The sequence below is a fragment of the Aequorivita iocasae genome, from assembly GCF_016757735.1.
GTDB classification, from domain to species: domain Bacteria; phylum Bacteroidota; class Bacteroidia; order Flavobacteriales; family Flavobacteriaceae; genus Aequorivita; species Aequorivita iocasae.
Genome location: NZ_CP068439.1, coordinates 1,179,795 through 1,193,866, shown reverse-complemented (window position 1 = coordinate 1,193,866; position 14,072 = coordinate 1,179,795). Strand labels below are relative to the sequence as shown.

Annotated in this window: 16 protein-coding genes; 9 read left to right on the top strand and 7 right to left on the bottom strand. The window is 39.4% G+C overall.

The window, feature by feature from the left end; translation table 11 throughout:
* Positions 1-35 precede the first annotated feature (35 nt).
* The 3 genes from JK629_RS05625 to JK629_RS05615 are packed head-to-tail and all read left to right on the top strand — an operon-like array spanning position 36 to position 2,059.
* Positions 36-794 (top strand): DUF3298 and DUF4163 domain-containing protein, encoded by a 759-nt coding sequence (locus tag JK629_RS05625; protein WP_202337633.1) that lies wholly within the window; start codon positions 36-38, stop codon positions 792-794.
* A gap of 9 nt (positions 795-803) precedes the next feature.
* Positions 804-1,160, top strand: a complete 357-nt coding sequence (locus tag JK629_RS05620) for an arsenate reductase family protein (protein ID WP_202337632.1) — start codon at positions 804-806, stop codon at positions 1,158-1,160.
* Complete coding sequence (locus tag JK629_RS05615) at positions 1,157-2,059, top strand: DMT family transporter (RefSeq protein ID WP_202337631.1); 903 nt, start codon at positions 1,157-1,159, stop codon at positions 2,057-2,059. The genes JK629_RS05620 and JK629_RS05615 overlap by 4 nt, the downstream gene beginning before the upstream one ends.
* On the opposite strand, the gene JK629_RS05610 is transcribed toward JK629_RS05615, so the two are convergent.
* On the bottom strand, positions 2,056-2,529 hold the full coding sequence (locus JK629_RS05610) for an acyl-CoA thioesterase (RefSeq protein ID WP_202337630.1): 474 nt from the start codon (positions 2,527-2,529) through the stop codon (positions 2,056-2,058). The two genes, JK629_RS05615 and JK629_RS05610, sit on opposite strands and share 4 nt — an antisense overlap.
* An 86-nt stretch (positions 2,530-2,615) precedes the next feature.
* On the opposite strand from JK629_RS05610, the gene JK629_RS05605 reads away from it, so the two are divergent.
* The 5 genes from JK629_RS05605 to JK629_RS05585 all read left to right on the top strand — a co-directional run bounded on the left by JK629_RS05605 (position 2,616) and on the right by JK629_RS05585 (position 6,920).
* On the top strand, positions 2,616-3,581 hold the full coding sequence (locus tag JK629_RS05605; protein WP_202337629.1) for a YheT family hydrolase: 966 nt from the start codon (positions 2,616-2,618) through the stop codon (positions 3,579-3,581).
* Between the two features lie 61 nt (positions 3,582-3,642).
* Positions 3,643-4,500 carry a YicC/YloC family endoribonuclease gene (locus JK629_RS05600; protein WP_202337628.1) on the top strand — a complete coding sequence of 286 codons (858 nt, stop codon included), beginning with the start codon at positions 3,643-3,645 and terminating at the stop codon, positions 4,498-4,500.
* On the top strand, positions 4,501-5,073 hold the full coding sequence (gene gmk, locus JK629_RS05595) for a guanylate kinase (RefSeq protein ID WP_202337627.1): 573 nt from the start codon (positions 4,501-4,503) through the stop codon (positions 5,071-5,073).
* A 13-nt stretch (positions 5,074-5,086) separates the two neighbouring features.
* Entirely contained in the window at positions 5,087-5,677 is a 591-nt protein-coding gene (nadD, locus tag JK629_RS05590; RefSeq protein ID WP_202337626.1) for a nicotinate (nicotinamide) nucleotide adenylyltransferase, read from the top strand.
* Positions 5,678-5,915: 238 nt separating this feature from the next.
* Entirely contained in the window at positions 5,916-6,920 is a 1,005-nt protein-coding gene (locus tag JK629_RS05585; RefSeq protein WP_202337625.1) for an NAD(P)H-dependent glycerol-3-phosphate dehydrogenase, read from the top strand.
* 34 nt (positions 6,921-6,954) lie between these two features.
* Here JK629_RS05585 and JK629_RS05580 read toward each other — a convergent pair whose 3' ends face one another.
* The 6 genes from JK629_RS05580 to JK629_RS05555 all read right to left on the bottom strand — a co-directional run bounded on the left by JK629_RS05580 (position 6,955) and on the right by JK629_RS05555 (position 13,107).
* Entirely contained in the window at positions 6,955-9,117 is a 2,163-nt protein-coding gene (locus JK629_RS05580) for a prolyl oligopeptidase family serine peptidase (RefSeq protein WP_202337624.1), read from the bottom strand.
* 114 nt (positions 9,118-9,231) lie between these two features.
* Positions 9,232-9,612 (bottom strand): DoxX protein, encoded by a 381-nt coding sequence (locus tag JK629_RS05575; protein WP_202337623.1) that lies wholly within the window; start codon positions 9,610-9,612, stop codon positions 9,232-9,234.
* A 118-nt stretch (positions 9,613-9,730) separates the two neighbouring features.
* A complete protein-coding gene (locus JK629_RS05570) occupies positions 9,731-10,720 on the bottom strand; it encodes an aspartate-semialdehyde dehydrogenase (RefSeq protein WP_202337622.1) in 990 nt (329 codons plus the stop codon).
* Between the two features lie 127 nt (positions 10,721-10,847).
* On the bottom strand, positions 10,848-11,258 hold the full coding sequence (gene mscL / locus JK629_RS05565; RefSeq protein ID WP_045080276.1) for a large conductance mechanosensitive channel protein MscL: 411 nt from the start codon (positions 11,256-11,258) through the stop codon (positions 10,848-10,850).
* A 78-nt stretch (positions 11,259-11,336) separates the two neighbouring features.
* Complete coding sequence (gene alr / locus JK629_RS05560) at positions 11,337-12,446, bottom strand: alanine racemase (RefSeq protein WP_202337621.1); 1,110 nt, start codon at positions 12,444-12,446, stop codon at positions 11,337-11,339.
* A 1-nt stretch (position 12,447) separates the two neighbouring features.
* Positions 12,448-13,107, bottom strand: coding sequence for a thymidine kinase (locus JK629_RS05555; RefSeq protein ID WP_202337620.1), 660 nt, complete (start codon positions 13,105-13,107; stop codon positions 12,448-12,450).
* Between the two features lie 166 nt (positions 13,108-13,273).
* Between JK629_RS05555 and JK629_RS05550 the strand changes: the two genes are divergently transcribed.
* On the top strand, positions 13,274-14,065 hold the full coding sequence (locus tag JK629_RS05550) for a hypothetical protein (protein WP_202337619.1): 792 nt from the start codon (positions 13,274-13,276) through the stop codon (positions 14,063-14,065).
* Positions 14,066-14,072 lie beyond the last annotated feature (7 nt).

The following is a 14,072-nucleotide window of genomic DNA, read 5'->3' as shown; positions in this document are numbered from 1 at the left end:
GTTTGTGATAGCTAACCATCTATTCCTTTTAACGTATGAATTACAAAATTACGGTCGTAGCATTAATCGCGCTGCTAGGCGTGGGTTGCAACCAAGAAAAGAACATTGAGACTGCTTCGGAAAGTTTTACTGAAAAGGACCTTAAAATGTGCGAAAACAGTAAATGTCCTGAAGTGACCATCAATTATGTAGCGCTATTTGGTGATCCTGAAATTTCAGAAAAAATAAATAAGAAAATAAAAAACTTTATATTTTCATCTTTATTGATGGGGGAAGACACAATCCCCACCGCCAAAACCATACAGGAAGCCGCAACCGGTTTCATTGAAGCCTACCAAGCAGATAAAGCCCAATTTCCTGACATGGCCGGGGAATACTTTGCCGAAATATCGGTGAATGAAATTTACAGTTCCAAAGAGCTTCTGTGTCTTGAAATGCGCCAATATCTCTTCACCGGCGGTGCGCACGGTTACGGCACTACTTCCTTTATGAACATAAATCCACAAACGGGTGAAGAACTTTCACAGAAAGAGCTATTTACAGACCATAAAAAATTTATTGCCTTTGCTGAAAAGAAATTCCGTAGCCAACAAAAAATTACGGCAGAACAAGCAATCAACGACACCAAGTTTTGGTTTGAAAATGGTGAATTTTACCTTCCCGAAAGTGTGGGTTTTACACAGGATAGCCTTATTTTCATTTACAACCAATACGATATTGCCAGTTATGCCGATGGCCCCATCGAGCTAAAAATTGCAATGAAAGAAGCCAAGCCTTTCCTCAGTATTCATTAATTTTGAACTATGCAAAAAGTATATTATTTATCCAGTTGTGATACCTGTAAAAGAGTGATGGACGAAATAGAAATTCCCTCATCGTTCATAAAACAGGATATCAAAGTACAGGGAATTACTGAAGAAGAATTAGACGAACTGTTCAACCTCACCGATAGTTACGAAAAGCTATTCAGCCGCCGGGCAAAGCTTTATCAAGAACGAAATTTGAAAGAAGAAGAGCTATTGGAAGAGGATTACAAAGGGCTCATTTTGGAACATTACACTTTTCTGAAGCGCCCGGTGATAGTCAACAATGACGAAATATTTATAGGCAGCAGCCCAAAAACAGTTGCCGCTGCAAAAAAATCCATTCATAACAATTGACCAACCAACGCATTTTTGCGCTTTTGGCCGCAACTACGGCGAGTACCATCTATGGTATAAACCACACCATCGCCAAAGGATTGATGCCAGATGTAATTAAACCTTTTGGTTTTATATTGTTGCGAGTGTCTGGCGCAGCATTGGTTTTTTGGATTATTAGCCTTTTCTTCCCTTCGGAAAAAGTTGAGCGCCGCGATTGGTTTCGGTTTATGGCTTGCGCATTCTTTGGAATGGCTTTAAATATGCTCGCCTTTTTCAAAGGATTGAGCCTTTCCACTCCCATCAACAGTTCGGTAATAATCACGCTTTCGCCATTGTTATTATTAATACTCTCAGCTTTTATCTTACGGGAACGGATAACTTGGGTGAAAAGTCTCGGTATCTTTTTAGGCCTTAGCGGAGCTTTGGTTTTGATTCTCTTTGGAATCAAGGAGCAAGCCAATGCACCAAACATACCCGTGGGAAACTTGTTATTTATTGTAAACGCAACCTCTTATTCCATCTATTTGATTTTGGTAAAACCATTGGTCGGAAAATACAGTTCCATCACTTTGATGAAATTTCTTTTCCTTTTTGCGTTTTTAATAAACCTACCTATTGGTATTTCAGAATTTACGGAAGTATCTTGGGACAGTCTTGCGTTTGGCGATATTTGGAAAATGGCCTTTGTGGTTATCTGCACTACGGTTATGACTTATCTTTTAAACATATATGCGCTAAAACAATTGAGTCCGTCAACCATAGGCGCCTTTATATATTTGCAACCCGTAATTGCCGTACTTTTTGCAGTACTGGTGGGCGCAGACAGCCTCACTGCCTTGCGCATAGGCGCAGCTGCTTTAATATTTTTGGGGGTTTATCTTTCCACTTTAAAACATGCCAAAAAATATATTGATTAAAGGTCATGCGGCCGCTGGCTGTACTTTCGGGTGTTTTCTTTGGTGAGAATTCTGAAATCGTCCGTCTTTTCCAGCGCATTGAATATTTGGTAAAATTTCTTCGGAAGGCCTACCAGTTTTCTTTCCGTTAGATCAATCCACGCCCCCATCATTTCGCAACGGGCATAGTTTTTACCCTTTTCATCATAAAAATTGTGAAGGAATTCAAAATACATTCCGTCTTCCGAAAGACCTTTCAATTGCAATGAAACCGTAACGGGCTGGCCGGGAAAAAACTCTCGGAAATAATACATGTGCTCGTAAAATGCTACCGGACCCAAATTGTATTCAGCCAAATGCTTTTGGTCCATACCATTCTCTAGCATAAAACTCATTCGGGTGTGGCTCATATAATCTATATAGGCACTGTTGCGCAGGTGGCGGTTGGCATCCACATCGCTCCAGCGTATTTCAAATTGTTTTGTGTACATTTTCAAACTTTTATGCAAATTTAAAGTAACTTTGTTATGCAAGCATAGTAAATATGTTTAGTTTCTGTTAAAACTTTTCCAAAGAAATGCCGCTCGTAAAAACCAATTATAAACCAAATTTTCCTTTTAAAAACGCACACTTCGCTACTATTTATTCCGCGAAACTCCGTCCGTCGCCAAAATTGATGCAACAGCGTGAACGCCTGCAATTGCCCGATGGCGATTTTATGGATATCGACTGGTCGTTTTCGGAAAAATCTTCACAAAAAGTTGCAATCCTGCTCCACGGTCTGGAAGGTAATGCCCAACGAACGTATATGAAAGGACAGGCAAAAATCCTGAACCAAAACGGTTGGGACGTAGCGGCCGTAAATTTTCGCGGTTGCAGTGGGCAGGCCAATCTTTCGTATCAATCGTACAATGCAGGGAAAACGGACGATTTGGAAGCTGTTATAAATTTTATTCTGAAAAAAAATAAATATTCCGAAATCTGTTTAATAGGTTTCAGTTTGGGCGGGAATTTACTTTTGAAATATTTGGGCGAGCGCAAATCATTTCCGAAGGAAATAAAAAAAGCCGTCGCTATTTCCACACCGCTGAGTTTGAAAGGTTCTTTGGAATCTTTGAACCAATTCTACAATTGGGTGTATAGAAATTCCTTTTTGATAGATCTTCGGAAAAAATATAAAACCAAAATGAAGGATTTTCCCGAAAAAATGACGGTTTCATATTATAAAAAAATCACTTCGCTTTTGGAATTTGACAACGTTTACACCGCGCCGGCCCACGGTTTTAAGGATGCGTTTGATTATTACGAAAAGAACAGCAGCCTGCAGTTTCTCCCGAATATTCAGATTCCCGTCCTAGTTTTAAACGCCGAAAACGATAGCTTTCTATCTTCGGAATGTTACCCAACGGAATTGGCTTCAAAAATGAAAAACCTTTTTCTCGAAACGCCAAAATACGGCGGGCACGTAGGTTTTCACCAAACCAATAAACTGTATTACAGTGAAACTAGAAGTTTGGAGTTTTTAAACAACACTTCGTTATAATCCTTAATTCAGAATTAAGAAATCAGAATTAATTACCTTTGCCCTTCACAAAAACAGGAATATGATCCAATCCATGACGGGCTACGGCAAAGAAGTTGTTCAGTTGCCATCGAAAACCATTACCATCGAAATAAAATCCTTAAACAGCAAAGGGCTCGACCTCAACACGCGCGTGCCTTCGGCTTACCGCGAAAAGGAGCTTGAAATCCGTGATCTGCTTGCAAAATCATTACAACGTGGAAAAGTGGATTTTTCCCTTTATATTGAAGTAACGGGCGAGGAAGTTACCACCCAACTGAATGAAGGCGTTGTAAAGCAATATATAAAGCAATTGGCAAGCGTGGTAAACGGCGACCCCGTGGAACTATTAAAAATGGCGGTTCGTATGCCTGATGCCCTAAAAACAGAGCGTGAGGAAATTGACGAGAAAGAATATAAGGCTATTTTAAACGGAATTGACAAAGCGCTGGAAGCCATAAACAAATACAGAACCGATGAAGGTTTGGTTTTGGAAAACGACTTTTTGGAGCGTTCCCAAACCATTTCAAAATTGTTGGAAGAAGTGATCGCCTTAGATCCCGAAAGAATTGACGGCGTAAAGGAAAGATTGCGCAAGGCGGTTGCAGATTTAAAGGAAAAAGTGGACGAAAACCGCTTTGAGCAGGAATTGATCTATTACCTCGAAAAATACGACATCACCGAAGAAAAGGTTCGACTAAAAAACCATTTGGAATATTTTGAGGAATCCTTAAAATCGCACGATTCCAACGGAAAGAAATTGGGCTTCATTACACAGGAAATTGGCCGTGAAATCAACACCATTGGGAGTAAGGCAAATTATGCGCCTATGCAGCAAGTGGTGGTGCGAATGAAGGATGAGCTTGAAAAAATTAAGGAACAAGCGCTAAACGTTTTATAGATGGAAGGAGGAAAATTGATTGTTTTTTCGGCTCCTTCCGGCAGTGGAAAAACCACCATCGTACAACATTTGTTGAAACAGGAGGACCTCAACTTGGAATTTTCGGTTTCGTGCACAAGTCGCGAGCCCCGTGGCGATGAAAAGCACGGCGAGAATTATTATTTCATCTCATTGAAAGATTTTAAGCAGCACATTAAAAATGGTGATTTTTTAGAGTGGGAAGAAGTGTACCGCGACAATTTTTACGGGACGCTGAAAAGTGAAGTGGAACGCATTTGGAGCCACGGGAAAAACGTGATTTTTGACATCGATGTTGTTGGCGGACTCCGGATTAAAAAGAAATATCCCGAAAAAACACTAGCAGTTTTCGTAAAACCACCCAGCATCGACGAGCTGAAAATCCGGCTTAAAAAACGCAAGACCGAAAGTGATGAACGCATCAATATGCGTATTGCAAAGGCTTCGGTGGAATTGGCTACTGCGCCGCAATTCGACAAAATCATTAAAAACCACGATTTGGATACCGCTTTAAAGGAAGCGCACGATTTGGTAGAAGATTTCATCAAAAAATAAACAGTTTTAAATTTTGAAGACTTCAAAAAAAATAGGGCTCTATTTTGGCACCTTTAACCCCATTCACGTGGGTCATTTGATTATTGCGAACCACATGGTGGAGTTCAGCGATTTGGATGAAGTTTGGTTCGTGGTTACGCCACACAATCCACATAAAAAGAAAAAAACGCTTTTGGAAGACCACCACCGTTTGGCAATGGTGCGGATTGCCGTGGAAGAATATCCAAAATTGCAAGCAAGCAATGCTGAGTTCGATCTTCCGCAGCCCAATTATACGGTGAATACTTTGGCGCATTTGGAAGAAAAATATCCTGAAAAGAGTTTCTGTTTGATTATGGGTGAGGACAATTTAAAAAGTCTTCACAAGTGGAAAAACTACGAAGTAATTTTAGAACGCTATTCCATCTACGTTTATCCGAGAATTTCCGAAGGAACTGGTGAAACGCAATTTGACAATCACCAAAAGATAAAGAAAGTTGATGCGCCTATTATTGAGCTTTCTTCCACTTTTATCAGAAAAGGAATAAAATCTGGAAAAAATATTCAGCCTATGCTTTCGGCTGAGGTTTGGAAGTATTTGGATGAGATGAATTTTTATAAATAATTCCGGTTTACATTTAAAATCCAGGTTTTACGGAAATGAAAGACCGCCCCACCAAATTAACACTTGGGGAGCGGCTTCAACTAAATAACCAACCAAAATCATTGAAACTACCTAAATTTCAATAATCAATGCCAATAACGCAAACAGGCAGCAAAAGATTGTATGCACAATCTTAAGCTACTGTTAAATGTTTTGATAACATAAGAATTGTTTACTTTTGAATCCATAATTTTAATAAATGCAAGAAAAACCAAAATTTGCGGTCTTTGGTGGTGGAAGCTGGGCGACGGCCATTGTTAAAATGCTCTGCGAAAACTTAGATGAAGTATGTTGGTATATGCGCAGCAATTACGCACTTGAGCACATTAAAAAGCACGGCCACAACCCTAATTATTTAAGTTCTGTAGAATTCAATTTAAAACAGCTTAAATTAAGCAATGATATTAATGAAACGATAAGCTGTGCAGACTGCCTCATATTTGTAATACCTTCCGCTTTTCTTCAAAAGGAACTTGAAAAACTGACAGTTTCTTTGGAAGACAAAATAGTTTTTTCCGCCATTAAGGGAATTGTTCCCGAAACCAGTCTTATAGTGGGCGACCATTTTAATACGCATTATAAAGTTCCTTTCAACAATATTGGAGTCATTTCGGGTCCATGCCATGCGGAAGAAGTTGCGTTGGAAAGGTTGTCATACCTCACTATAGCAAGTGCTGATGATGAAAAGGCGAAGCTTATAGCAAATGTTTTAAGTAGCGACTATATTACTTGCACTACCAGCGACGATGTTTTGGGGATAGAATACGCCGCAATGCTCAAAAATATATATGCTGTGGCCGCTGGAATTGCGCATGGATTAGGCTATGGAGACAACTTTCAAAGTGTTCTGATGAGCAACGCCATTCGTGAGATGAAGAAGTATGTAAAGAAGGTTCACAAAATGAAGCGTGACATTAACGATTCAGCTTATTTGGGAGATTTATTGGTAACGGGTTATTCCGTATTTAGCCGAAATAGACTTTTTGGAACAATGATCGGTAAAGGATACACAGTAAAAAGTGCCCAGCTTGAAATGAGTATGATTGCGGAAGGGTATTATGCAACTAAGAGCGCCTACAAACTGAACCAACAAAAAGGAAAGAAAAAAGCCAAGACGCCAATAATAAATGCAGTGTATGAAGTGCTCTATGAAAATAAAGACCCCAAGAAAACATTTAAAAAGTTAACTGAAAAGTTGGATTAAAAAAAAGCCCCTCAAATTTGAGGGGCTTTTTCAATTATTGTTTTATTTCTTTATTGATATTTTCTGGCAATTCTTTATAACCCATATTGAAAAGAGTAAATCCAAAAATATCTGCATATTGCTCAATGGTTTTGCTCACTGGCGTTCCCGCTCCATGACCGGCATCGGTTTCAATTCTAATTAAAACAGGATTGTTTCCTGTTTGTTTAGACTGGAGCTCTGCAGCAAATTTAAAACTATGCGCTGGTACAACCCTGTCATCATGATCCCCGGTAGTGATTAAAGTTGCTGGATATTCCACGCCTTCCTTTACATTGTGCAATGGCGAATAGCCTTTTAAATATTCAAACATTTCCTTACTGTCTTCGGCCGTACCGTAGTCATAAGCCCAACCTGCTCCTGCAGTGAATGTATGGTAGCGCAGCATATCTAAAACGCCTACAGCAGGAAGGGCCACTTTCATCAAGTCTGGTCTTTGGGTCATGGTTGCTCCCACGAGTAATCCACCGTTTGAACCTCCACGAACCGCGAGATAGTCGCTGGAAGTGTAGTTGTTTTTAATTAAGTATTCAGCAGCTGCTATAAAATCATCAAATACATTTTGTTTTTTCATCTGTGTACCCGCGTCGTGCCATTTTTTACCATATTCGCCACCCCCGCGAAGATTGGGTACTGCATAAACTCCTCCTTGCTCCATCCATACAGCATTGGCAATACTAAAACCTGGTGTTAAGCTGATATTAAACCCTCCATAACCATAAAGAATTGTTGGATTTTTTCCGTCCATTTTCAACCCTTTTTTATGGGTGATTATCATTGGTATTTTGGTACCATCCTTTGAGGTGTAAAAAACTTGGTGGCTTTCAAAATTTTCTGGATTGAAATCTATTTCGGGTTTTATAAATAATTCAGAATCACCACTTGCAATGTCGTATTTATAGATACTACCTGGCGTAACATAATTCGTGAAAGAATAGTACAGTTCCTTCTCCTCTTTTTTGGTTCCAAAACCACCTGCCGAACCAACGCCCGGAAGTTTTACTTCACGAATCAATTTTCCATCATAATCATACTGCAATACCTTGGAAACTGCATCAACCATATAATTGGCAAAAATAGAACCACCACCTGTACTGGGCGAAAGTACGTTTTCAGTTTCTGGGATAAAGTCTACCCAATTATCAGGAGTTGGGCTATTTGCATTAACAGTAACAACTTTTTTGTTTGGTGCATTTCTGTTTGTAACAATATATAGTTTTGAACCTACATTTTCTAAAATAGATGTATCAGAATCCGTATCGCCCAAAATAGTTACAAAGGGTGCTCCAGGTTTTGTCAAGTCCTTTATAAAAAGTTTATTACCAGAAGTTGAGGTACTTGCTCTTACCACCAAATAATTATTGTCTTCTGTAACACTTGCATTTATATAACGATGCTTTTCCTCTGGGGTAGCGCCAAAAATTACCTTATCTTCACTTTGGGGGCTCCCCATTTTATGGTAATACACTTTGTGCTGATCGGTTTTTGCCGAAAGCTCGCTGCCTTTAGGCTTATCGTAACTGGAATAGTAAAAACCATCCTCACCCTTCCATGAAAGACCGCTAAACTTGATATCTTTTAAGGTATCCCCAACCAATTCCTTGGTTTCGGTGTTCATTACAAGAACTTTTCTCCAATCGCTTCCGCCTTCAGAAATACTGTAGGCCAACTTACTTCCGTCTTTACTAAAACTTGTTTCACCCAAAGAAATGGTCCCGTCTTCCTTAAAAGTATTGGGGTCCAAAAATACCTCGGCAGAACTTGGGTCTTCCCCTGTTTTATAGCGATATAAAACATATTGGTTTTGTAAACCATCGTTTTTGTAGAAATAGGTATAATCGCCTTCCTTAAATGGAGGGCCCACTTTTTCGTAATTCCAAAGATCTGAAAGACGTTGTTTCAATTCTTCCCGGAAAGGTATTTTTTCTAAATATCCGTAGGTTACTTCGTTTTCAGCCTTAACCCAGGCGGCGGTTTCTTCACTGCGGTCATCTTCCAACCATCGGTATGGATCATTTACCTCAACACCGAAGTAGGTGTCAACGGTGTCAACTTTTTTTGTTTGCGGATAGGTCACGGAAATAACTTCTTTTTTTGGTCCTTCCTTACAGCCTACAAAAGCGAGTATAAGGATTGCTGGAACAATTGTAAATTTCATAGTATTGATTTTTTGGAAGTGTAAATGTACTGTTTTTAGCAAAAAAAGAGAACTTTATAAAAAATAATAAGGCTTCTGTGAGGAAGCCTTTAATGTGTGGGTCAGCAATTTATTTCAATGAAACAAGGGTTTATACACCTTCCAATGTTTATAGATTAATATAACGTTCAGAATGGTTATTATCAAAGCCACAATGAGGCCCGGAGTGTCCAAAAACAAATGGAACAGTAAAATATTTACCGTTATAGGCGCCAATAACAGCAACGCAAAGGAAACCCACTTATTTATAAGCAAAAGCACGCCTATGAAGATTTCAAAAATTCCAATAACTTTTAGAATATAGCCCGTACTGCTAAGGGAGTCGATAAAGATAGCTGCATCGCCAGTATAGATATGGGTGGGCATAATACTAAAATTTATCAATTTGCTCATTCCAAAAAAAAGTAATCCCAAGCCTAAAATAATTCTTAAGATTTTAGTAAATGTTGAATTCATAAGCTTTAATTTTAAGATTAACTCATTAAAGATACTGAAAAATAAAAAATGCACCTTTATTAAAAGTGCATTTTTTTAACAAAATTTTAAATATATTTTATCCTTTCTTCTTAAAAATCTAAAGCAGTTGGTTATTAATTAAGTATTCCGCTATTTGAACAGCATTGGTAGCGGCGCCTTTACGAAGATTATCGCTCACTATCCACATATTCAATGTATTGGGCTGGGTTTCATCACGACGAATCCTTCCCACAAAAACATCATCCTTATCGTGTGCATACATTGGCATTGGGTAGGTGTTTGTATCTGGGTTGTCTTGAACGATTATGCCCGGAGTTTCGTGCAGAATTCTACGGATATCGCCTAATTCAAAATCATTTTCAAATTGGACATTTACAGCTTCACTATGGCCTCCTGCAGTGGGAATACGAACAGCTGTTGCGGTTACTGAAAAGGTACGGTCATCCAATATTTTTTGGGGTTCGCGGGCCAGCTTCATCTCTTCCTTTGTATAACCATTTGCCTCAAAAACATCACAATGCGGCAATGCGTTTTTGTGGATTGGGTACGGATATGCCATTTCACCTTTCACTCCAGCCATTTCATTCTCCATTTGTTGAACGGCTTTAAGGCCAGTTCCCGAAACGGATTGGTATGTGGAAACCACAACCCTCTTCATTCTATATTTCTTGTGAAGTGGTGCCAAAGCCATTACCAATTGTATGGTCGAGCAATTGGGGTTTGCTATTATTTTATCGTCTTTGGTCAACAAATGTGCATTAATTTCGGGAACGATTAGTTTCTTATCGGCTTCCATTCTCCATGCTGAAGAATTATCGATTACTGTAGTACCAACTTCCGCGAATTTTGGTGCCCATCCCAGTGAAGTGCTTCCACCAGCGGAAAAAATGGCAATGTTCGGTTTTGCGGCAACGGCTTCTTCTAACCCAATTACTTTATGGTTTTTTCCCTTAAAGGAAATTTCCTTTCCAACAGATTTTTCAGAAGCCACCAAAAGCAGTTCGTCTATTGGGAAATTTCGTTCCTGTAAAACTTTCAACATTACTTCGCCAACCATTCCGGTTGCACCTACCAAAGCTAATTTCATAGTTCTAAAATTTTAGGCAAAAGTAGTTTATACCAATTTATTTTTTCAGAATAAAAAGCAAAAAAGAACCCTCTCCATTTTGAAGAGGGTTTAAGGTTAGAATATGTAATGCAGCGGTGGCTGTAAATTATTTTTTTCTGAGTTCGTCGCGAATCTGCATCAGTAAATCCTTTTCTGATGGTCCCGGATCTGGCGCAGGGGCTTCTTCTTTTTTCTTGCGCACTTTTCCGTATGCCTTCACTATCAAGAACAATACAAAACCAACAATAATTAAATTGATGATAGAGTTTATCCATTTTCCGTACATAATGGCATTCTCCGGCTTGGTAATCTCTCCGTCTGGAGCAACCACAGCTTCTGAAAGCACTACTTTTAAATCGGCGAAGTCAACACCTCCGGTAAAATTACCTACTATGGGCATCATCACATCATTGGTGAAACTTGAAACAACAGTGCCTACTGCAGCGGCAAGTAGAACAGCTACGGCAAGGTCTACCACATTGCCGGTCATAATAAAATCCCTAAATTCTTTTAACATGTTGATTGGTTTTAGAAGTTAATAGCCACTAATTTACTCAAAAAGAATTCATTTTCTCAAATAATTTCCCAAAAGGGATTAATTCCTACAAACAACCCGTTTTACCCTTTGTGAAACAGCGGTTATCAATTCATAAGAAATAGAGTTTATCGCAGCCGATAATTCATCAGCTGTTGCCGTAGGCCCAAAAACAATTACCTCGTCCCCTTCTTCGCAATCAATATCGGTCACATCTACCATAATCATATCCATACACACATTACCAAGAATGGGCGCTTTTTTTCCATTTATGGTCACCCAGCCTTTGCCTTTCCCATAGGAACGTGGAATTCCGTCTGCGTGCCCAATGGGAAGTGTTGCCGACATTGTAGTTTTTTTGGCAATAAAACCTCGGTTGTAGCCCACGCTTTCATTTTTTTGTACCGTATGAATTTGTGAAATGACCGTTTTTAAAGTGCCAACAGGCTTTAAATGTTTGTTCTCCTCTTTATCATTTCCAAAACCGTAAAGACCTATTCCCGTTCGCACCATATCAAAATGTGCTTCGGGATAATTTATGATTCCTGAAGTATTTGCACAGTGAAGCAATGGTTTATAACCGATTTTGGAAATTAATTCTTCTGAAATTTTTCGAAATGCTTCAATCTGCCCGGCAGTGAAATCTTTCAACTTTAAATCCTCGCTCGCGGCAAGGTGCGAAAAAGCTGATTTCACCCTTACGCTTTCGGTTTTTGAAAGGGCTTTTGCAATAAAAGCTAGATCACTTTCAACGAAACCCAAACGGTTCAAGCCGGTGTTGAATTTTAAATGGATTGGATAATTTTTTTGTTTTTTTTCTTCCGCGAACGTGATAAATTCTTCAAGAGTTTTGCGAGAGTAGATGCTGGGCTCTAAACATCGGTTTACAATCTGCTCAAAATTAACGGGTAACGGATGGAGCACTAAGATTGGCGTTTCAATATGTGCATTTCTTAGCGTTTCGCCCTCATTGGCATACGCAACTGCGAAATAATCCACGCCCAAATCAACTAATTCCTTTGCAATAACCACCGAATCGCTTCCGTAGGCAAAGGCTTTCACAACTGCCAAAACTTTAGTGTCGGGCTTTAATTTTGAGGTAAGATATTTGTAATTATTGTCGAGCGCGTTGAGGTCTATCTCCAATAGAGTTTCGGTGGCTTTGGGCATGCTAGGCTTGTTTTCCGGTTTTTTCAGAAGATTTGTCTTCTCTTATTTCTTCGGCATCTTTCACTTCCAGTTTCACTACTTTGTCCCGTAACTGTGCCTTAAAAAATGCAGCGCGGCTTAACGGCTCATATTCTTCTGTTTCACCGAGTAAAACGAGGGCTTCACTTTTCGCTTTTCGGTAGCTGTAATTGGCAAGATTCCCAGTACGGGTGCAAATGGCGTGTACTTTGGTAACGTATTCGGCAGTAGCCATTAAAGCGGGCATGGGACCAAATGGGTTGCCTTTGTAATCCATATCCAAACCAGCAACAATAACACGAACGCCACGATTGGCAAGGTCGTTGCAAACTTTTACTATTTCATCATCAAAAAATTGGGCTTCGTCTATGCCCACCACATCACAGTTATCAGCCAAAATTGGGATGTTTGCCGCAGCTGGCACGGGGGTGGAACGAATTTGGTTACTGTCATGGCTGGTTACTGCATCTTCAGCATATCTTGTGTCTAAGGAAGGGGTAAAAATCTCAACCTTTTGACGGGCAAATTGGGCACGTTTCAACCTTCTGATAAGTTCTTCGGTCTTTCCTGAAAACATAGAACCACAGATTACCTCAATCCAGCCAAATTGTTCTTTCTGATTTACGGTATTTTCAAGAAACATAGTTTAATTTTACGCGAGACATTTAGTAATAATGCTATCCACAAAGTGTATTCAACTTGAGGATTGTTTGCGGTTTTGAACATGAAAACAAAAATAGTTGACGTTTACATAAAGGATGCGTAAATTTATAAAAACAAAATAGAAATTCAGGTTAATTTAAAAAGATATGAAGAAGAAAATCCGTGAGCAGGTAACAGCGCTAGCACAGCAATTAATTGAAGAAGAAAAAACGTTTAAAGCCGCTTCCGTAAAGGGTTTGGTGAGCAAGCTCTATGAAAAGCTTACTGTTCTTGAATATCTTGAAAATCAAATTGAAGACCCTGCTGGAAAGTCCATTGCGGCTTCCTTGGATTCGAAAAGCTTCCGTGAAGAAAATTGGTTTACCGAGCCCGAGCCCGTACCGCAACCCGAACACAAAGAAGATCTTATTGAACCTCTGATGGAAAAAATAAAAGATATTGTCGCCCAAATGCCGGAAGAAAGCGAACGCATAGACGAGCTTTTGGATGAAATGCTCCCAAAAAACACCGAAACAGAATCCCAAAAAGCACCAAAAGAACACCCACAGAAATACACTAACAACGATTTGGAAGAATTCGCTTCGGCATATCAGCAAATGCCCGAGTTTGAAAGAAAAACCGCAACACTTTTCCCCAAGTCCATCGAAGGAAAAGAAGCAAGCAAAACCATGACCGAATCGCGGGCACGATCAATCAACGACACGTTAAACAAAGGCCTTAACATTGGGTTGAACGATCGTTTGGCATTTATAAAACACCTTTTTGAAGGGCAAACCGAAGATTACACCCGTGTACTTTCGCAGATAAACACGATGGAAAATTTTGAAGAAGCACAAAATTTCATAAAAACTAAAGTGAAACCTGACTATAACCACTGGCTCAATAAAGAAGAATATTCCGAGCGGTTTATGAATATTATTGAAAAACGTTTCAACTAAACTTTGC

Excerpts from the sequence above, each read along its gene's own strand:
- JK629_RS05625 (WP_202337633.1), top strand. The coding sequence starts at position 36 with ATGAATTACAAAATTACGGTCGTAGCATTAATCGCGCTGCTAGGCGTG.
- JK629_RS05620 (WP_202337632.1), top strand. The coding sequence starts at position 804 with ATGCAAAAAGTATATTATTTATCCAGTTGTGATACCTGTAAAAGAGTG.
- JK629_RS05610 (WP_202337630.1), bottom strand. The coding sequence starts at position 2,529 with ATGTACACAAAACAATTTGAAATACGCTGGAGCGATGTGGATGCCAAC.
- JK629_RS05605 (WP_202337629.1), top strand. The coding sequence starts at position 2,616 with ATGCCGCTCGTAAAAACCAATTATAAACCAAATTTTCCTTTTAAAAAC.
- JK629_RS05600 (WP_202337628.1), top strand. The coding sequence starts at position 3,643 with ATGATCCAATCCATGACGGGCTACGGCAAAGAAGTTGTTCAGTTGCCA.
- gmk (WP_202337627.1), top strand. The coding sequence starts at position 4,501 with ATGGAAGGAGGAAAATTGATTGTTTTTTCGGCTCCTTCCGGCAGTGGA.
- JK629_RS05585 (WP_202337625.1), top strand. The coding sequence starts at position 5,916 with ATGCAAGAAAAACCAAAATTTGCGGTCTTTGGTGGTGGAAGCTGGGCG.
- JK629_RS05580 (WP_202337624.1), bottom strand. The coding sequence starts at position 9,117 with ATGAAATTTACAATTGTTCCAGCAATCCTTATACTCGCTTTTGTAGGC.
- JK629_RS05575 (WP_202337623.1), bottom strand. The coding sequence starts at position 9,612 with ATGAATTCAACATTTACTAAAATCTTAAGAATTATTTTAGGCTTGGGA.
- JK629_RS05570 (WP_202337622.1), bottom strand. The coding sequence starts at position 10,720 with ATGAAATTAGCTTTGGTAGGTGCAACCGGAATGGTTGGCGAAGTAATG.
- mscL (WP_045080276.1), bottom strand. The coding sequence starts at position 11,258 with ATGTTAAAAGAATTTAGGGATTTTATTATGACCGGCAATGTGGTAGAC.
- alr (WP_202337621.1), bottom strand. The coding sequence starts at position 12,446 with ATGCCCAAAGCCACCGAAACTCTATTGGAGATAGACCTCAACGCGCTC.
- JK629_RS05555 (WP_202337620.1), bottom strand. The coding sequence starts at position 13,107 with ATGTTTCTTGAAAATACCGTAAATCAGAAAGAACAATTTGGCTGGATT.
- JK629_RS05550 (WP_202337619.1), top strand. The coding sequence starts at position 13,274 with ATGAAGAAGAAAATCCGTGAGCAGGTAACAGCGCTAGCACAGCAATTA.